This window comes from Rhodanobacter sp. B2A1Ga4 (genome assembly GCF_018101315.1).
Lineage (GTDB): Bacteria > Pseudomonadota > Gammaproteobacteria > Xanthomonadales > Rhodanobacteraceae > Rhodanobacter > Rhodanobacter thiooxydans_A.
Genome location: NZ_JADBJR010000001.1, coordinates 504,625 through 523,645 on the forward strand (window position 1 = coordinate 504,625; position 19,021 = coordinate 523,645).

Here is a 19,021-nt window from a genome sequence, read left to right on the forward strand (position 1 = left end):
TGCTGGATCTGATCAACAGGGGATGATGATGACTAGCACGCTTTCGGCGAAGGAACAGTCGCTTTCGAGGATCTTCAGCGACGACTATGTATTCACCATCCCCAGCTACCAGCGACCCTATTCCTGGGGTGCCGAGCAAGCGCGCGAGCTTCTGGAGGACTTGCTCGACTACATGAAAGCCGCTGGCGGCAAGCTTGACGAGATGTCACCTTACTTCCTCGGCAGCATTGTGCTGATCAAGCGGGAGGCGGTCTCCGACACGACAGTGGTCGATGGGCAGCAACGTCTGACGACGCTGACTCTGCTGCTGTCGGCGATCCGCGCCAACGTCTCCGATGACGACGTGCGCGCTGGTATTACCAAGTGCATCTACGAGCAGGGCAGTGTGGTATTCGGTACCGAGGCCCGCTATCGCCTCTCCCTGCGCGAGCGTGACCGCGACTTTTTCCGGCAATACGTGCAGCACGCTGACGGCATCGAGAAGCTGGTCGGACTCAACGACAAGTTGCCCGATGCACAGGAACGGCTACGGGAGAATGCGCAGCTGTACATGTTGGCCCTGGCCAAGCTGGACCAGGAAACCTTGATACGGCTGGTGCAGTTCATCGTGACCCGTTGCTATCTGGTGACGGTGGCCACGCCGGATCTCGATTCGGCCTACCGTATCTTCGGTGTACTCAACAGTCGCGGGCTGGACTTGAGTGCCACGGACATTCTGAAGGCGGAAATCGTTGGCAGTATCGCCATCGCCAAGCGGGATGCCTACACAGTGAAGTGGGAGGATCTGGAGGAGGACCTCGGGCGCGATGCATTTGGCGACTTGTTCAGTCACATTCGCATGGTGTACCGGAAGGCCAAGCCCAAAGGAACCTTGCTCAAGGAGTTTCGTGACCATGTGGGACCGAGCGACCCGGTCGCCTTCATCGACCAGGTGCTTGAGCCGATGGCGCAGGCCTTCCGCGAAATCACGGATGCAGACTATTCGAGCCAGAAACACGCGGAAAGCATCAACCAGACGCTGCGCTGGTTGAACCGCATCGAGTTCAAGGACTGGCTGCCGCCGGCGCTGGCCTTCTTCTCGCGGCATCGGAACGATCCCACAGCGATGCTTGGCTTCTTTCTTGATCTTGAGCGATTGGCGTATTCGATGCTGATCCGTCGTTCAGGCGTCAACGAGCGTATCGACCGCTTTGCCTCATTGACCAAGGCGGTGGAGACCGGGACAGATCTGTTTGCGCTTGATTCACCGTTGCAGCTATCCCGCGTGGAGCAGTACGCCATGTACCAGGCACTGTCCGGGCCGCTCTATGAGGTGTTTTCCTCTCGCGCTCTGGCGGTCATCTTGCTGCGACTGGATGGCTTGGTATCGGGTGGCGGGGCAACTTATGAATACGACACCATCACGGTAGAGCATGTGATGCCGCAACAGCCGCGACCAGACAGTTGCTGGATGGAATGGGTGCCCGACGCCAAGGATCGTTTGCAGTGGGTGCATCGACTGGGCAACTTGGCGTTGCTTACGCGCAAGAAAAACAGCGCAGCGAACAATTATGACTTCGACAAGAAGAAGGCTGCGTACTTCACCAAGGGTGGCGTATCACCATTCGTGCTGACTACCCAAGTGTTGCAGCATGGCAAATGGACGCTCGCTGTCCTGGAAGAGCGTGAGTCGCAGTTGCTGGCTGTTCTCGAAGCGCACTGGCGGCTGCAGGATCGTCAGAGCCCGCAATCGCGCGCGATGGCGAGTGCCGCTGCGCAGGCAGCATCTGGTGACTCACCGGTTTTCGAGATCGTCAGCGAGAAACAGAATCTGCACGCGCGCGCACGAGAGGTCGATGGGAAATTTATTGTGCTGGCTGGATCAACGGCGAGGTTGGAGTGGGTCGGTCAGCCTCACGGCTATCAGGCGTTAAGACAGGAACTGATTGACGCGGGTAGCTTGGGGCTGGCGCAGGGCGGTAATTTCGAGTTTCCACAGGACGTGCCGTTTAACAGTCCAAGCTCGGCGTCTGCTGTGATCTTCGGTCGCCCCGACAATGGACGGACAAGCTGGGTGCTCAAAGCTACCGGGCAGACCTATGCGGAATGGGATGAGGGAACGCCGGCAGGGATGGATTCATCGGCAGATGACGATGGCCAAAGGCCGGTCGGGGCCAGGCAGGAGCTTTTTCGTCGATTTTGGAAACAGTTGATAGAACGCTCGCTGGCGCACACCCAGCTTTTCGCCAATAGAAACACTACGACTGACCATTGGATGAGTCTCGGGATTGGTCGTGCCGGATTCTCCTTGTGCGTGAGTGTTACTCAGGTTCGTAGTCGCGCTGAATGCTATATCCGCTTCACCAATGATGACGAACGCTCGTTGCATGCATTTGAGGCACTCCAGGCTCAACGCGCCGCTATCGATGGCGCTTTCGGTGGGGCATTGGAGTGGCAGTCGTTGCCAGGTCGCTCGGGATCAAGGATCTGCACGGATATGCCAGGTGGCTGGAGGTTGCCGGAAGGTCAGTGGCCACAACTTCAGGACAAGCTGATTGATGCCATTACGCGGCTGGACACGGCATTACGGGAGCCTATCCAGAAGCTGGAAATTTGAGCGCTTCCTGTCAGGTTGGCCCAATGTTTCGGCTCCAAGCGGGAAGACCTCTTAGCTGTCATTTCTCAACTTGCTTTTTCGCCCGATACTCGCGATATTCGCAATTCGCGAATAGCGAATATCGAGTCCCGCCATGGAACTGAAGCCTCAGGATCTGCTTGTGTTGTTCAAGGTTGCGGCGCATCCGCAGCAGCGCTGGACGTATGCGGCGCTGGGCGAAGCCTTGTCGATGAGCGCGTCGGAAGTGCACGCCAGCGTGAAGCGGGCGGTTGCGGCTGGCCTTGCCGTGGTGCGCGGTCGCGGCGACTGGTCGCCGGTGCGGCCGGCGCTGGTGGAGTTTGCGTTGCATGGCGTGCGCTATGTGTGGCCGGCCATGCCCGGGCCGGTCAAGCGGGGCGTGCCGACCGGGTTTGGTGCCGAGCCGCTGGCGGGCAAGATCACCGCGGCGCCGGGTGAGGCGCCGGTATGGGCACATGCCGGCGGCAGCGCCAAAGGGCCCAGCCTGTCGCCGATCTATCGCACGGCGCCGCTGGCGGCGCTGGCTGACCCCGCACTCCACCGCCTGCTTGCCTTGCAGGATGCGCTGCGCTCCGGTCGCGCCCGCGAGCGGGCGTTGGCTGCGCAACTATTGCCGAAGGAGCTGGGGGCGGCGGATGCGCCGTGATGATCCCAACCTGCCGTATCTGCGCCTGGTGGCCGAGGCGCTCGGTGATTTGTGCGAGCAGGTGGTGTTTGTGGGTGGCGCGGTCGCCGGGCTGCTCGTTACCGACCCGATGGCCGAGGGCGTGCGTGCCACCCGGGATGTGGATGCCGTGATCGAGGCGGCGCGGGCGAATTTCCATCGCATCGAGGAACAGGTTGCGGCACGTGGCTTTTCGCGCGACATGGACAGCCCGGTGATCTGTCGCTGGATTCATCGCGAATCCGGCGTGCTGTTCGACCTGATGCCGGTCGATGCAGGCGTGCTGGGCTTCTCCAATCGCTGGTACCGCTACACGGTGGATACCTCCGAGCGGATCGAGCTGGGCGGTGGCATTGCGATTCGCCTTGCCAGCGCCGTGGGGTTCGTAGCGACGAAGCTGGAGGCGTTCGCCGATCGCGGCGCGGGCGACATGCTAGCCAGCCATGACCTGGAAGATGTGCTGAATATCGTTGACGGTCGTGAGGAGCTGGCGGGCGAACTGGCGCGTGCGCCGTCGCTGTTGAAGCAAACCGTGGGAGCCGCCTTCGCGACGCTGCTTGCGCATCCGGATTTCACCAATGTACTGCCCGGACTGATCGCCGAGGCCGAGCGCGCCGGTATCGTGCAGGAGCGCTTGCGGGGCATGGCTGCGTGGGCAGTGAGCGGAAACGCCGGCACGACGTCACCGCGGTGACGGTGCGGATACGTACTCAGGGGAACGCATGAATCTGCATAGGGAAATCCATTTCGAGGCGGCGATCTGCGAATACCTCGCCGCCCACGGCTGGCTGTACGCCGAAGGCGATGCCGCGAATTACGATCGCAAGCACGCCTTGTATCTGCCCGACCTGCTGGCATGGATCGAGGCAACCCAGCCGGACAGCTGGCAGCGGCTGGGCAAGACCCACGGCCCTGCGGCGGCCGAGCGCATCGCCGAGCGCGTGCGCAAGAACCTCGACGAACGCGGCACGCTGGAAGTGTTGCGCCGGGGCGTGGAGATGCTGGGGTTGAAGGAGCCGCTGTCGCTGCTGCAGTTCAAGCCGGCGCTGGCGATCAATCCGGCGATCCAGCAGCGCTACGCGGCGAACCGCTTGCGCATCGTGCGGCAGGTGCGGCATTCGCCGAACCAGCCGCACGATGCGCTGGACCTGGTGCTGTTCGTCAACGGCATTGCGGTGGCCACGGCGGAGCTGAAGTCCGACTTCACCCAGAGCGTGGGCGATGCGGTGGACCAGTACCGCTTCGATCGGCACCCGCAGCCGAGGGGTGGCCTGGCCGAGCCGATACTCGGTTTCCCTGGCGGCGCGCTGGTGCATTTCGCAGTGAGCCAGGCCGAGGTGATGATGACCACGCGCCTGGCCGGGCCGGCGACGGGCTTCCTGCCGTTCAACCGGGGCAACCACGGCGCGGCGGGCAATGCGCCGAACCCGGACGGTTTTGCGACCGCGTATTTGTGGGAAGAGGTGTGGGCGCGCGACAGCTGGCTGGAGATCCTGGGTCGCTACTTGATCGGCAAGCGCGACGACAAGAAGAAACTGGTGGGTGTGATTTTCCCGCGTTACCACCAGCTCGATGCCACCCGCAAGCTGGTTGCCGACGTGCTGGCGCAGGGCGCGGGCCAGCGTTATCTGATCCAGCATTCGGCCGGCTCGGGCAAGACGAACTCGATTGCCTGGAGCGCGCATTTCCTGGCTGACCTGCACGACACCGAAAACCGGAAGCTGTTCGACAGCGTGCTGGTGGTGTCCGACCGCAACGTGCTGGACGCACAGTTGCAGGAGGCGATCTTCGATTTCGAGCGCACCACCGGCGTGGTGGAAACCATCACCAGCGAGCATGGCAGCAAGAGCGCGCAGTTGGGCCAGGCGCTGAAGGATGGCAAGAAGATCATCGTCTGCACCATCCAGACTTTTCCGTTTGCGCTGGAGGCGGTGCAGGAACTGGCGGCGACCGAGGGCAAGTGCTTTGCGGTGATCGCCGACGAGGCGCACAGCTCGCAGACCGGCGAGGCGGCGGCCAAGCTCAAGCAGTTGCTGAGCGCCGAGGAACGCGCCGAACTGGAGGACGGTGGCGGGATCGATACCGAGACGCTGCTGGCTGCCGGCATGGCCGCGCGAGCTGGCGGCAGCAAGGGCCTGACCTACGTGGCGTTCACCGCCACGCCGAAGCAGAAGACGCTGGAGCTGTTCGGTCGCCCCGGCGCAGACGGCCTGCCGCAGCCGTTCCATGTGTATTCGATGCGCCAGGCGATCGAGGAGGATTTCATCCTCGACGTGTTGAAGAACTACACGCCGTACAAGCTCGCCTTCAGGCTGGCTCACGAGGGCAGGGAGTACGACCAGTCGCAGGTGGAACGCAGCGCGGCGATGAAGGGGATCATGCAGTGGGTGCGCCTGCATCCGTACAACATCGCGCAGAAGGTGCAGATCGTGGTGGAGCATTACCGCGAGAACGTGCAGCCGCTGCTGGGCGGCAAGGCCAAGGCGATGGTGGTGGTCGGCAGCCGCAAGGAAGCGGTGCGCTGGCAGAAGGCGATCCGCGGCTACATCCAGCGGCAGAACTACGCGCTCGGCGTGCTGGTGGCGTTCTCGGGCGAGGTGAACGACCCGGAGAGTTTCCCCGCGCCGGTAAGCGAGACCAGCACGGATCTGAATCCGGGCCTGAAGGGTCGCGACACCCGCGATGCGTTTGCCCAGCCGGAATACCAGTTGCTGCTGGTCGCCAACAAGTTCCAGACCGGCTTCGACCAGCCGTTGCTGTGCGGCATGTACGTGGACAAGATGCTGGGCGGCATCCAGGCGGTGCAGACGCTGTCGCGCCTGAACCGTGCGTACCCCGGCAAGGACATCACCTACATCCTCGATTTCGTCAACGAGCCGGTGGATATCCTCAAGACGTTCAAGACCTACTACGCCACGGCCGAGCTGGAGGCCAGGACCGATCCACACCTGGTGTTCGACCTGCGCGCCAAGCTCGATGCCAGCGGTCACTACGATGACTTCGAGGTGGATCGCGTGGCCAGGGTGGAGACCGATCCGCGCGGCACCCAGGCGCAGTTGAGCAGTGCCATCGCTCCGGTCGCCGACCGCCTGCTCAAACGCTATAAGGCGGCGCAGCAGACTCGGGCAACGGCGCTGGCAGACGGCGACGACAAGCTGGCCGAAACCAGCAAGGACCTGCTGGATGCCTTGCTGCTGTTCAAGAACGACATGGGTGGCTACGTGCGCCTGTATGCGTTCCTGTCGCAAGTGTTCGACTACGCCAACACGGATATCGAAAAGCGCTTCATCTTCTACAAACGGCTGATCCCGTTGCTGGAGTTCGGTCGCGAGCGCGACACGGTGGACTTGTCCAGGGTGGTGCTGACGCATCACACCTTGCGCAGTGCTGGCCGTCAGCCGCTAGGCCTCAACGGCGACGGTGGCTACAAGCTACCGCCAATGGACGCAGTGGGTAGCGGCTCGGTACAGGAAAAGCAGCAGGCGTATCTGGCCGAGATCATCGAGAAGGTCAATGGCCTGTTCGAAGGGCAGCTGACCGACGATGACCAACTGGTCTACGTCAACGGCGTGCTCAAGGGCAAACTGCTGGAAAACGAAACCCTGGTGCAGCAGGCCGGCAACAATAGCAAGGAACAGTTCGCCAACTCGCCCGACCTGAAGGATGCGCTGATGCACGCGATCATGGATGCGCTGGAAGCGCATTCGAACATGAGTACGCAGGCACTGGGCTCCGAGCGCGTGCGCACCGGGTTGAAGGATATTTTGCTGGGGCCGGCACAGCTGTACGAAGCGTTGCGGGCCAGGTCGCAGGGTGGGACGACTGCGCCATAGCCGACGGTCTGGCCGGCAGATGAAAGGAGCCCCCGCAAGCGGGGGCTCCTGGTTCTACGCTGTGGTTGACTCAGTGCTGCGCATTCGCGCTGGCACTGGCGTTGCCGTCGGTCTGCGTCGAGGCGGACACACCGCGGCGAGCCGAGCCGTGCGCGCTGGCGTGGCCGCTGGCGTTGGCCGAGCCGCTGGTGCCTGCGGCTGAACCGGCGTTTGCATCACTGTTGCCATGGGCTGCACCCGAGCCGGATACGTCGACCGATTTGTCCCCGGCATTGCGCGCGGCGTTGGAGGCGTGCGACAGCAGGCCGGGCTTCGCGACGGTGGTGTTGCCCGACTGGGTGCCCGCGCTGGCCGAGCTTGCCTGCGACGCGTTGCCGGCGGCATCCGTGCCGAGCGAGCCGGCAGCGCGTGACGACTGCGCACCATTGGCGATCGCCTGCTCAGCCGTGGTCAGGCCGGCAGCGGCCGAAGCCTCGGCATTCGCGGGTGCGTCCTGCACGCGGCTTACTGCATTGCGGGTTCCGCGTTTGGCCGTCGAGACGGCTGAACGCGCATGGCTGGCGGCCTGACCTGCGGTGCCAGCCATGGCATCGCGCGTAGCCGAAGTATCGACGGCGCCGGTCGCAGACGAACCCAGTTCCCCTGCGCCATCCAGCGCGGCGTTGTTGCCGTTGCCGTTGCCGGCGTTGGCGGCAGCCGCGCCGGTGAGGCCGCCGGCAGCGCCGGCAACGGCCTGGCCGTTCACCTGGCGGGCGGCTTGCGTGGCGCTATCCGTGGCCGAGCTGGTGGTTGCAGCGGCACGCTGGCGCAGGCGCTCGGCACGTCGCTCGGCCGCCCGCCGGTTGAGATCGGGAGTGTTGATGTTGCCCGCGCCACGGGCGGAACCGTCGAGCCGGCCGCCCACCTGGTCCATCGGGACATTGACAGGGCCGCGCAGCCCGCCGGCGATGCCGCCCGCGAGTCCGCCACCGCCCAGCACCTGGGCGTGTGCCGTGGCCATCGCGGCCAGGGCGAGCGCACCGGCGAGCAGGGCGCTGTTGAGGGTCTTGTGGTTGAGAGTCGTGTTGCGCATGTGAAGGACCTCCTGCCTGCGGCCGATCCGCGGCTTCCGAGGTCCTGTACGTTCGTGCCGGAACGATCCTTCCCTGTCGACGGGCTGCGGTTGGGCGCTGTTCAGATTCAGGGTGACAGCAGGCCGTAGCCGCAGCGCGGGTCGCGGCCCGTGCCGCCGGGGCGCCGGGCTTCGCCGATCAGATGCTGCTGCACTTGTGCTGCGGCTCCAGCGCGGGGGGCGCCCAGCAACTGGCTGGCTTTCCGCGCCACGATTGGCGCCGCGAACGAGGTGCCGCGCAATGCGTTGCGGCCGCTGCCGACCACGCCGGACGCGCAGAAGTCCACCTGGTCGCCGCTGCCGGATTCGGGCAGCACACGGTCACGCGCGTCGACGCCGCCGACGCCGATCACGTTCGGGTACGCCGCGGGATACAGCGGCGGTGCTGCCGGCCCATCGTTGCCGACTGCGCTGACTAGCACGTGGCCGCGCGCGATCATCGCCTGCACCGCGCGCGCAAGCACCGGGTTGTCGGGCCCGACCAGGCTGATGTTGATCACTGCCACGCGCTCGCGCGCCATCCACGCCAGCGCGTCCACCAGATTCGAGGTGGCGCCGCCGACCGCATCGCCGCACCACAGGTCGGCGGCATAGAGCGTGTCCGGGTCGCCGGCGACGAGGCGGGCGGCGACCGCAGTGCCGTGCTTCGACGGATTCGCCGTGCTGCAACCGTGCCGCTCGATGCTCGCGCGTACCAGCGCGGGGTCGGCCGCATCGACACCGCCATCGATCAGCCCCACGCGTTGCGACGGTGCGCTGGACGACGGGGCCGCCGAGGTCGTCGCACCGGCAACGTCATCGTTGCCCGCGGGCAGGTAGAGGTGCTGGTAGGTGAATGCCGCGTCCGGCGCAGCCTGTTGCAGGGCGCGCATGGCGCTGGCCGTGCGGCGTCCGCGGGTGTCGTGCAGCACCACGAAGTCCAACCCCAGCGTCGCGTCCGCCGGCGTCTCGCGATCCACCGCGAAACCCAGCGCCTGCAGCGCATCGCGTTGCGCAGACGAGAGGCCCGTGGCGAGGAATTCGCCGCGCAGGATCGGCGCACCGTGAGGATCGACGTCGACGCGCCGGGGCTCGCTGCGGCGAAGTGCGTCGATCTGCAATTTTCGTGTGAGGGCCAGCGGACCGCGCAGCAGGTCGTCCACACTGTGCAAGGGCGAGACGGGAGCAATATCGGGCAGGCGCACGGGTACCTGCATATTCGGCAGGCCCTGCACCGGCCCGAGTACCTGCGCGCGTGCAGGCGTCGCGCCGACCAGGGAAAGCGCGATGGCCAGCAACGGGGCGAGCATGGCGAACGGGCGGTGCAGCGGCATGGCCGGGGCCTCGGGAGCGACGGGGCCGGATGCTAGCATGGGCCTGCTTTACGCCCTCGAACTGCGCCGACGCGTACGAGGGAAGGAATCCTCCCCTCCGGACGTAATGGTAGGTGATGCGTGAATTCGAGCGACGCCGTGCGCGAAGGACTGATCCCGCTGTTGCCGCGCCTGCGCCGCCTGGCGCGGGCGCTGGCAGGGCAGGTCGCCGACGCCGACGACCTGGTGCAGATCGTGCTGGAACGTGCGTTGTCCCGTGCCGCGCAGTGGCGGCCGGACGCCGCACTGGACAAGTGGGTGTTCGCGATCGCGCGCAACGCCTGGCGCGACGAGCTGCGTGCGCGTGGCCGTGTGCAACATTTGTTCGCGCCCGAGGAGGCCGGTGAGATGGCCGCCGACCGCGCCAGCGCGCAGCCCGCGCAGCAGCTGGAACTGGCGATGGCGCTGGCGGCGTTGCCGCCGGATCATCGTGAAGTGGTAGCCCTGGTGCTGGTCGAGGGCATGTCCTACGGCGAAGCCGCCGAACTGCTGGAGGTGCCGGTGGGTACCGTCACCAGTCGCCTGGCCCGCGCCCGCGCCACCTTGCAGGCCCATCTTGGGAAAGACGCATGAACCCGATCGACGACGATACCTTGCAGGCTTACGTGGATGGCGAACTCGACGCGTCCGCCACGGCGCGTATCGACGCCGCGCTGGCGCACGACGCCGTGCTCGCCCGCCGCGTGCGGCAGGCGCGTGACGTGCGTGCGCAGCTGCACGCCGCGTTCGATCCGGTGCTCGACGAACCGGTACCGACGCGGCTGTCCGCCTTGCTGCAGCCGCCGTCCGCGCGGGCCGCGATACCGGTCACGCTACCTGCGGGCGGGCAACGCACGGCTGCCACGCGCCACCGTGTACCGCGTCGCTGGTTCGTGCCGGGTGCCGCGCTGGCCGCGTCGGTGGCGCTGCTCGCCGTGGCGTTGTGGTCATGGCGAGCCAGTGACGAGCTGGTGCGCATGCACGGCGGCCAGTCGTTTGCCGCGGGCGCGCTGGAGCGCGCGCTCGATCATGCGCTGGCGAGCGAACCGGAGCCGAATGCCCCGGTGGCGATCGGCCTGAGTTTCCGCAGTACCGACGGGCGCATCTGCCGCACCTTCGTGTTGCGCCCTGCGCCGGCGCGGGCCGGCCTTGCCTGCCACGGCGACACCGGCTGGGCGCTGCCCGTGCTTGGTGCGGCAGCTCCCCCGGAAGGCGGTGAACTGCGCCAGGCGGCGAGCGCGTTGCCACCCGCGGTGCAGGCCGCAGTCGACGCGCGTCTGCGCGGCAATGTCTTCGATGCACGGCAGGAGCGCGCGGCGCGCGACGCCGGCTGGCGTTAGTGCGCGGCATATCGTCACGCGTCGCCCTGCTGCCGCGACGGACAACGAGTCCTGAGCAGGACGTTGACCCGCACTTCGCATCCGCGTCGCTACCGTCAGGGTGAAACGGCCTTGGTGCACCGGGGCTACGCCTGCCGATAACCGGGCCACATCTCGCCAGGAGGAACCGTCTCATGTCCGATGAACATGTCAAGACGCCAGCCGACCATGTCGGCGACACGCTGGTGCAGCTCAAGGAGATGCGGCACTACTCGAAGAACAACGTGGAAGCGCTGACCACGGCGTGGCTGCTGTTTGACGGCGAGCTGTCGAAGCTGAAGCAGGCGGAAAAGATCGCCGGCCTGATGGATCGCCAGGCGCAGCTGCACGAGGCGCTGGAACAGGCGATCGCTGATCTGGAAGAGGTGCAGGAAAAGCTGAAGCCGGAGGACGAGGCCTGAGTGGCGACTGCCGTGAACTGGATGGCGCAGCAGAAAGGCCCCGGCAGCGGGGCCTTTCTGCTGCTGCCGATCAGTGACGCTGGCGGTGGATCGCGCAGCTGTTGCGGTTCTCGGCGTGGTTGAGGCGGCGGGTTTCAGCCCTCGTCAGGTGGCCGTTGTGCTTCGCCTCGTCGGTGCTTTCGCGCAGGATGATATTGGCGTCGCGGCGCTCGTCGTTGGTCGCCTGCCTGGCGGTGAGGGTGCCGTCGGCGACGCCTTTGGTGGTGCCATGCCGTGCCGATCGAGCGGCGGCATGCCGCAACGAGAACGCTGCTCCCGACGGGGCGTTGACTGCCCTCGACGTGGTGGCGGAGCCCATGACTTCCGGCGGTTTCCGCCGACAGGCGCGGCGGGTGACCATCACGTGGATCAAGCCGCGCCACGCCGGTTTCGCCGGCACGCTGCGGCTCTCCCCAACCGCCCCACCACATGGAAGATTCTCATGCGTAGCACCCTGCTGGTTTCCGCGATCACCCTGGCGCTCGCTGGCGTTTCGATGACGGGCATGGCGGCCACGCCGGTCCACGCGTCCACGGCGGACCTCGCCACCACCCAGTTGCCGCGCACGGTGCGGCCCAGCCACTACGACGTGGCGGTGGTGCCGCATGCCGACAAGCTGAGTTTCGACGGCGCGGTGGTGGTGACGGTCGACGTGCTGCAGCCGACCCGCAGCATCACGCTCAATGCGATCGACATGACGTTCTCATCGGTGAGCCTGAAGCCGCTGAAGGGCATGTTGGCGATCGCGGCACCGAAGGTGGTGGTGGATGCCAAGGCGCAGACCGCCACCTTCACGTTTGCCCAGCCGATCCCGGCCGGCGAATACAAGCTGGCGATGGCCTACACCGGCAAGATCGGCACCCAGGCCAACGGCCTGTTCGCGATCGACTACGCGACCAAGGCCGGCAAGAAGCGCGCGCTGTACACGCAGTTCGAGAACTCCGACGCGCGCCGCTTCATCCCGTCGTGGGACGAACCGGCGTACAAGGCCACGTTCAATCTGGCAGTGACCGTGCCGAGCAACGAAATGGCAGTGAGCAACATGCCAGTTGCGTCAAAAAAGGACCTGGGCAATGGCATGACGCGGGTGACGTTCCAGCAGTCGCCGAAGATGTCGACCTACCTGCTGTTCTTCGGCCTGGGCGAGTTCGAGCGCGCCACCACCATGGCCGACGGCACCGAGATCGGCGTGATCACGCAGATGGGCAAGAAGTCGCAGGCCGGTTTCACGCTGAAGTCGGCCAGCGACGTGCTGCGCGAATACAACGATTATTTCGGCGTGAAGTATCCGCTGCCCAAGCTGGACAACATCGCTTCGCCCGGCAGCAGCCAGTTCTTCTCGGCGATGGAAAACTGGGGCGCAATCTACACCTTCGAATACGCCTTGCTGCTGGACCCGAGCTTCTCGACCCAGTCGGACAAGCAGAACGTGTTCAACACCGCCGCGCACGAAATGGCGCACCAGTGGTTCGGCGACCTGGTGACCATGCGCTGGTGGGACGACCTGTGGCTGAACGAGGGCTTCGCCTCGTGGATGGCCGCGCGCACCACCGAGAAGCTGCACCCGGAATGGCACACCAACCTCGACGCCGTCGGCACCCGCGAGGGCGCGATGTCGCGCGATGCCGTGGCCACCACGCACCCGGTGGTGCAGCACGTGGAAACGGTGGAGCAGGCCAGCCAGGCGTTCGATTCGATCACCTATTCGAAGGGCGAGGCGGTGATCAACATGCTGGAGGCTTATGTCGGCCCCGATGCCTGGCGCAATGGCGTGCGCAACTACATCAAGGCGCACGCCTACGGCAACACGGTGTCGGATGATCTGTGGAAGGCGGTGCAGGGCGTGGCTGGCAAGCCGGTGACGCAGATCGCGCACGACTTCACGCTGCAGCCGGGCATCCCGCTGATCCGCGTGGCGTCGTCCGCGTGCAGCTACGGCAAGACCACGCTGACCCTGAGCCAGGGCGAGTTCACCAAGGACCGCCCGAACAAGACCGCGTTGAAGTGGCATGTGCCCGTGATCGCCCAGGCCATCGGTGGCACCGAGGCCGCGCGCACGGTGGTGGACGGCAAGGCCACGCTGGACGTATCCGGTTGCGGCCCGGTGCTGGTGAATGCGGGGCAGAGCGGCTACTACCGCACGCTGTACACGCCGGCCGAGTTCGCAGCGATCAAGGCCGATTTCACCAAGCTGGCGCCGATCGACCAGATGGGCCTGATGGGCGACACCTGGGCACTGGGCATGGCCGGCCTGCAGCCGGCCTCCAGCTACCTCGACCTGGCCCAGGCGACCCCGGCCGATGCCGACCCGCAGATCTGGGGCGACATCGCCGGCAGTTTCTCGGGCCTGCACCAGTACTACCGCGGCGACAAGGCACGGCAGGCACGTTTCGACGCGTTTGCGATCAGGCAGCTGAAGCCGGTGTTTGCCCGTGTGGGCTGGGAGGCGAAGGCGGACGAGGGCGACCCGACCACGATCCTGCGCACGCAGCTGATCGGCGTGCTGGCCGACCTGGGCGACACCGACGTGGTCACCGAAGTGCAGCGTCGCTACGCCGCGCAGGCGACCGATCCGAAGGCGGTACCGGCGGCCCTGCGCAAGACCATCTATGCGGTGGTGGCGCGCAAGGCGGACGCCGCAACCTGGGACAAGCTGCACGCGATGGCCAAGGCCGAGACCACGCCGCTGATCAAGGATCGCCTGTACCTGCTGCTGTCGATCGCCGAGGACGACGCACTGGCCCAGCGCGCGCTGGATCTGGCACTGACCGACGAGCCGGGCGCGACCAACAGCGCCGGCATGATCCGCGCGGCCGGTTATCAGCATCCGGATATGGCCTGGACGTTCGCCATGGCGCACCGTGCGCAGATCGACAAGCTGGTCGACTCCACCTCCAGCAGCCGCTATTACCCGGGCATCGGCGCCAGCTCGAATGACCCGGCGATGATCGGCAAGATCAAGGCCTATGCCGACGCGCACATCGCCAGCAGCTCGCGTCGCGCTGCCGACACCGTCATTGCCGACATCGAGTATCGCCAGATGGTGCGCAAGGATCGCCTGCCGGCGATCGATGCGTGGCTGGCGAAGAACGGCGGCTGATCGCGGCCTGCCCGGGCAGGAGGACTCGGCATTCGCATGCCGGGGTTCTTCCCTGTCGCCAGGGAGGTATATTTGGCGGGTGGTTGACGCTGCGGCGGCTGGACAATGCATTTTGCGCCTGCGTTATGGATAGGCGGCCCAGGCATCTCCCGGCATATTTCCGTTCTGCTCGAGTCCGAAGGCAATGGTCGATTTTGAAAGCAAGGCAGGACCCGGCAGTGCCGTCTACAAGACGCTGCTGGAATCGACCCGGGCGATCCCGTGGAAGATCGACTGGGACAGCAAGCAGTTCGCCTATATCGGGCCGCAGATCGAGGTGTTGCTGGGTTGGGCGCCGTCGAGCTGGGTGGGCGTGGCTGACTGGGCCAGCCGCATGCATCCGGAGGACCGCGACTGGGTGGTGGATTTCTGCGTGGCGCAGTCGCAGGCGGGGGTGGACCACGAGGCCGACTACCGCGCGCTGACCCGCGATGGCCACTACGTGTGGATCCGCGACGTGGTGCACGTGGTGCGCAACCCCGACGGCACGGTCGACTCGCTGATCGGCTTCATGTTCGACATCAGCGAGCGCAAGCGCACCGAGCAGCAGCTGATCAGCCTGCAGAAAGAGATGGAAGAGCTTTCCTTCCGCGATGGCCTGACCGGTGTTGCCAATCGCCGGCGCTTCGACGCGATCATCGAGCTCGAATGGAGCAACGCGCGGCGCAACCGCCAGCCGCTGTCGCTGCTGATGATCGACATCGACTATTTCAAGCAGTACAACGACCGCTACGGCCACCTGGAAGGCGACACCTGCCTGAAGCACGTGGCACGGGTGCTGAATTCGGCGGGCACGCGTGCGCGCGATTTGCTGGCCCGCTTCGGCGGCGAGGAATTCGTGCTGGTGCTGCCTGAAACCGACGAGGCCTCTGCCGGCAAGCTGGCCGAACGCTGCCGCGAGCTGCTCCTGGCCGAGCAGATCCCGCACGAGTCATCGCCGATCGACTCGCTGCTGACGATCAGCGTTGGTGTGTGCACCATGATCCCGGGCCACGACGACGAGTTGCGGCCGTTCATCGACACGGTGGACAAGCGGCTGTACCAGGCCAAGCAGCAGGGGCGCAACCGCATCGTGGCAGGGTAGCCGGGCGGCCTCGGTATTTGATGGAAGCGTGGAGGTCGACGTGCGCAGAATCCTTCTTTTCGCGGCGCTCGCCGTTTCGGCGTTCCCGGTTTTTGCAGCGGCCCAGTCCTACGCCGAGGCCAAGGCGCTTGCCGATCGCGACGAGGCTTCGGTGTCGAAAACCCAGTCGGACGCCCTTCTCGAATCGCAGGGTGCAGCCATCGACCGGATCGCCCCGGCGTGTGCACGGGCCATGGGACCGGCGGGCATGCCTCCGTTTGTCGTCGTCGTGGAACTGGACGCAGCCGGCAAGGTGGTCGCGACATGGCGGGAGGGCGACTCCGATTTTGCCGTCTGTTTCGAGAAGCGGCTGCGCGTGCTCTCGTTGTTCGCTCCACCGCACGCGCCGTTCTACACCTCGTTCGAGATGAGCATGTCGCCCCCGGATTGATGTCGCCGCGGCGTTGCCGCCCGTACATAAAAAGGCCCCGCATGCGGGGCCTTTTCCGTCCTGCCTGGGCGAGCCGCCGAAGCGGCTTATGCCTCGGCTTCTTCCTTGTACGCATCCACCGGGATGCAGGCGCACATGATGTTCTTGTCGCCGTAGACGTTGTCGACGCGAGCCACCGGCGACCAGTACTTCTGCAGCTTCAGGCTGGCCAGCGGGAAGGCGGCCAGTTCGCGCGGGTAGGCGTGGGTCCACTCGCTGGCGCTGACCATGGTTGCGGTGTGCGGGGCGTTCTTCAGCGGGTTGTCCTCGCGGTCCAGCTTGCCTTCCTCGATCGCGCGGATCTCGTCGCGGATCTGGATCATCGCGTCGATGAAACGGTCCAGCTCGATCTGCGATTCGCTCTCGGTCGGTTCCACCATCAAGGTGCCGGACACCGGGAAGCTCAGCGTCGGCGCGTGGAAGCCGAAGTCGATCAGCCGCTTCGCCACGTCCTCCGCACCGATGCCGGTGGCGTCCTTGAGCGGACGCAGGTCGAGGATGCATTCATGCGCCACCAGCCCGTTGCGGCCGGTGTACAGGGTGGGGTAGTGCGCTGCCAGCCGCTTCGCGATGTAGTTGGCGTTGAGCAGGGCGACCTGGGTCGCCTTGCGCAGGCCCTGCTGGCCCATCATGGTGATGTACATCCAGCTGATCGGCAGGATGCTGGCCGAGCCGAAGCTGGCCGCGCTCACCATGCCGACTGCGCTTTCTTCACCGAGCTTCCTCGGCAGGAACGGCGCGAGATGCGACTTCACCGCGCACGGACCCACGCCCGGGCCGCCGCCGCCGTGCGGGATGCAGAACGTCTTGTGCAGGTTCAGGTGCGACACGTCCGAGCCCCACTTGCCGGGCTTGGCCACGCCGACCAGCGCGTTCATGTTGGCGCCGTCGGTGTACACCTGGCCGCCGTGCTGGTGGACGATGTCGCAGATCGCCACGATATCTTCCTCGAACACGCCATGCGTGGACGGGTAGGTGATCATCAGCGCGGCGAGGCGGTCGGAATATTTCTCCGCGGCGCGGCGGATGTCCTCGACGTCGACGTTGCCATTGGCATCGCACTTGGTCACCACCACGCTCATGCCGCACAGGTGGGCGGAAGCCGGGTTGGTGCCGTGGGCGGACTCGGGGATCAGGCAGATGTCGCGATGGGCTTCGTTGCGCGAACGGTGATACGCACGGATCGCCAGCAGGCCGGCGTACTCACCCTGTGCGCCGGAGTTCGGCTGCAGGCTTACTGCGTCGTAGCCGGTGCATTCGACCAGCATCGCCTCAAGGCCGTCGATCAGTTCCTTGTAGCCGGTGGTCTGCGAGGTCGGCGCCAGCGGGTGGATGTTGCCGAACTCCGGCCAGGTGATCGGGATCATCTCGGCGGTGGCGTTGAGCTTCATGGTGCACGAACCCAGCGGGATCATCGTGCGATCCATCGCCAGGTCCTTGTCGGCCAGCGCGCGCATGTAGCGCAGCAACTCGTGCTCGCTGTGGTGCGTGTTGAACACCGGATGGGTGAGGAAGTCAGTCTGACGCAGCAGCGCGGCGGGCAGGGCGTCGGCCGTGGCAGCGTCCAGCTCGTCGATATTGTCGATCTCGGCACCGAACAGGCCAGCCAGTGCGATCACTTCGGCACGGGTGGTGGTCTCGTCGAGGCTGATGCCGATGCAGGTACCGTGGATCTGGCGCAAGTTGATATGCAGCGTTTCGGCACGTGCGTGCACGGCGTCGGCATCGACGTCGGTGATGTGCAGGGTGTCGAAGAAGTTTGCGCCCACCTTGACGCCGGCCTGGCGCAGCGATGCCGCGAGGATCGCGCTGAGACGATGCGTGCGGCGGGCGATGCGGGTCAGCCCTTCCGGGCCGTGGTAGACCGCGTACATGCTGGCCATCACTGCCAGCAGCACCTGCGCGGTGCAGATGTTGGAAGTGGCCTTCTCGCGACGGATGTGCTGCTCGCGGGTCTGCAGGGTGAGGCGGTAGGCGGCCTTGCCTTCGGCGTCGATCGACACGCCGATCAGGCGGCCCGGCATCGAGCGCTTGTACGCATCGCGGCAGGCCATGAAGGCGGCATGCGGGCCGCCGTTGCCGAACGGCACGCCGAAGCGCTGCGAGTTGCCGACCACGATGTCCGCGCCCCATTCACCGGGGGCCGCGATCAGGGTCAACGCCAGCAGGTCGGTGGCCACCGCGACCAGGCCGCCACGCGCATGCACGGCGTCGGCAATCGCCCGATAATCGTTGATGCTGCCGAAGGTGTCCGGGTACTGCAGCAGCACGCCGAACGCCTCGGTGCCGGCCGCATCGCTATCGGCGCCGACCACCAGCTCGATGCCCAGCGGTTCGGCGCGCGTGCGCACCACTTCCAGCGTCTGCGGGTGCACGCCGTTCGACACGAAGAACACGTTCGACTTCGACTTGCACGAGCGCTTGGCCAGGGTCATCGCCTCGGCCGCGGCAGTGGCTTCGTCCAGCAGCGAGGCGTTGGCGATCTCCATCCCGGTGAGGTCGGCGCACATCGTCTGGAAGTTGATCAGCGCCTCCATGCGGCCCTGCGAAATCTCCGCCTGGTACGGCGTGTACGCGGTGTACCAGGCCGGGTTCTCCAGGATGTTGCGCAGGATGACGTTCGGCGTGAGGGTGCCGTAGTAGCCCTGGCCGATGAAGCTGCGGAACACCTCGTTCCGGTCGGCGATGGCGCGGATCTTCGCCAGCGCCTCCTCTTCGGTGACCGCCTGCGGCAACGCCAGCGGGGCGGCGGACTTGATCGAGCCGGGGACGATGGCGTCGGTCATCGACTCCAGCGAATCGTGGCCGATGACGCGCAGCATCTGCGCGATCTCGGCGTCGTCCGGGCCGATGTGGCGTTCGATGAACGCGCCGTGGTGTTCGAGGTCGCGCAGGGAAGGAGTGGGGTTGTGGCTCATGAGTGGGCATCCGAAGACTCGCGTGCCGTGCCGCACGCG

Annotated in this window: 14 protein-coding genes; 10 read left to right on the forward strand and 4 right to left on the reverse strand. The window is 65.8% G+C overall.

Going from position 1 to position 19,021, the window contains the following annotated elements; translation table 11 throughout:
• The first annotated feature begins 22 nt into the window (after nt 1-22).
• From IMW82_RS02295 to IMW82_RS02310, 4 genes are all read left to right on the forward strand, one after another.
• Complete coding sequence (locus tag IMW82_RS02295) at nt 23-2,596, forward strand: DUF4268 domain-containing protein (protein WP_108472319.1); 2,574 nt, start codon at nt 23-25, stop codon at nt 2,594-2,596.
• 133 nt (nt 2,597-2,729) lie between these two features.
• The gene (locus tag IMW82_RS02300; protein ID WP_108472318.1) at nt 2,730-3,260 is read left to right on the forward strand and encodes a hypothetical protein; all 531 of its coding nucleotides are present in this window, start codon (nt 2,730-2,732) and stop codon (nt 3,258-3,260) included.
• Complete coding sequence (locus tag IMW82_RS02305) at nt 3,250-3,972, forward strand: nucleotidyl transferase AbiEii/AbiGii toxin family protein (protein ID WP_108472317.1); 723 nt, start codon at nt 3,250-3,252, stop codon at nt 3,970-3,972. The genes IMW82_RS02300 and IMW82_RS02305 overlap by 11 nt, the downstream gene beginning before the upstream one ends.
• Before the next feature lie 28 nt (nt 3,973-4,000).
• The gene (locus tag IMW82_RS02310; protein ID WP_108472316.1) at nt 4,001-7,111 is read left to right on the forward strand and encodes a DEAD/DEAH box helicase family protein; all 3,111 of its coding nucleotides are present in this window, start codon (nt 4,001-4,003) and stop codon (nt 7,109-7,111) included.
• A gap of 70 nt (nt 7,112-7,181) precedes the next feature.
• Here IMW82_RS02310 and IMW82_RS02315 read toward each other — a convergent pair whose 3' ends face one another.
• Both IMW82_RS02315 and IMW82_RS02320 read right to left on the reverse strand, forming a co-directional pair.
• The gene (locus IMW82_RS02315; RefSeq protein ID WP_108472315.1) at nt 7,182-8,183 is read right to left on the reverse strand and encodes a hypothetical protein; all 1,002 of its coding nucleotides are present in this window, start codon (nt 8,181-8,183) and stop codon (nt 7,182-7,184) included.
• Between the two features lie 107 nt (nt 8,184-8,290).
• Nucleotides 8,291-9,535, reverse strand: coding sequence for a S8 family serine peptidase (locus tag IMW82_RS02320; RefSeq protein WP_108472314.1), 1,245 nt, complete (start codon nt 9,533-9,535; stop codon nt 8,291-8,293).
• Nucleotides 9,536-9,655: 120 nt separating this feature from the next.
• Between IMW82_RS02320 and IMW82_RS02325 the strand changes: the two genes are divergently transcribed.
• The 3 genes from IMW82_RS02325 to IMW82_RS02335 all read left to right on the forward strand — a co-directional run bounded on the left by IMW82_RS02325 (nt 9,656) and on the right by IMW82_RS02335 (nt 11,333).
• Nucleotides 9,656-10,147, forward strand: coding sequence for an RNA polymerase sigma factor (locus IMW82_RS02325; RefSeq protein ID WP_108472313.1), 492 nt, complete (start codon nt 9,656-9,658; stop codon nt 10,145-10,147).
• On the forward strand, nt 10,144-10,893 hold the full coding sequence (locus IMW82_RS02330; protein ID WP_108472312.1) for a hypothetical protein: 750 nt from the start codon (nt 10,144-10,146) through the stop codon (nt 10,891-10,893). Before IMW82_RS02325 ends, IMW82_RS02330 begins: the two co-directional genes overlap by 4 nt.
• Before the next feature lie 173 nt (nt 10,894-11,066).
• On the forward strand, nt 11,067-11,333 hold the full coding sequence (locus IMW82_RS02335) for a hypothetical protein (protein ID WP_108472311.1): 267 nt from the start codon (nt 11,067-11,069) through the stop codon (nt 11,331-11,333).
• A gap of 70 nt (nt 11,334-11,403) precedes the next feature.
• Here the strand turns inward: IMW82_RS02335 and IMW82_RS02340 are convergent, their stop codons facing one another.
• On the reverse strand, nt 11,404-11,691 hold the full coding sequence (locus IMW82_RS02340) for a hypothetical protein (RefSeq protein WP_211003761.1): 288 nt from the start codon (nt 11,689-11,691) through the stop codon (nt 11,404-11,406).
• Nucleotides 11,692-11,814: 123 nt separating this feature from the next.
• Between IMW82_RS02340 and IMW82_RS02345 the strand changes: the two genes are divergently transcribed.
• The 3 genes from IMW82_RS02345 to IMW82_RS02355 all read left to right on the forward strand — a co-directional run bounded on the left by IMW82_RS02345 (nt 11,815) and on the right by IMW82_RS02355 (nt 16,025).
• The gene (locus IMW82_RS02345; protein ID WP_108472310.1) at nt 11,815-14,472 is read left to right on the forward strand and encodes a M1 family metallopeptidase; all 2,658 of its coding nucleotides are present in this window, start codon (nt 11,815-11,817) and stop codon (nt 14,470-14,472) included.
• 184 nt (nt 14,473-14,656) lie between these two features.
• Complete coding sequence (locus tag IMW82_RS02350; protein ID WP_108472309.1) at nt 14,657-15,595, forward strand: sensor domain-containing diguanylate cyclase; 939 nt, start codon at nt 14,657-14,659, stop codon at nt 15,593-15,595.
• Between the two features lie 40 nt (nt 15,596-15,635).
• Nucleotides 15,636-16,025 (forward strand): hypothetical protein, encoded by a 390-nt coding sequence (locus IMW82_RS02355; protein WP_108472357.1) that lies wholly within the window; start codon nt 15,636-15,638, stop codon nt 16,023-16,025.
• 86 nt (nt 16,026-16,111) lie between these two features.
• Here IMW82_RS02355 and gcvP read toward each other — a convergent pair whose 3' ends face one another.
• On the reverse strand, nt 16,112-18,982 hold the full coding sequence (gcvP, locus tag IMW82_RS02360) for an aminomethyl-transferring glycine dehydrogenase (RefSeq protein ID WP_108472308.1): 2,871 nt from the start codon (nt 18,980-18,982) through the stop codon (nt 16,112-16,114).
• Nucleotides 18,983-19,021 lie beyond the last annotated feature (39 nt).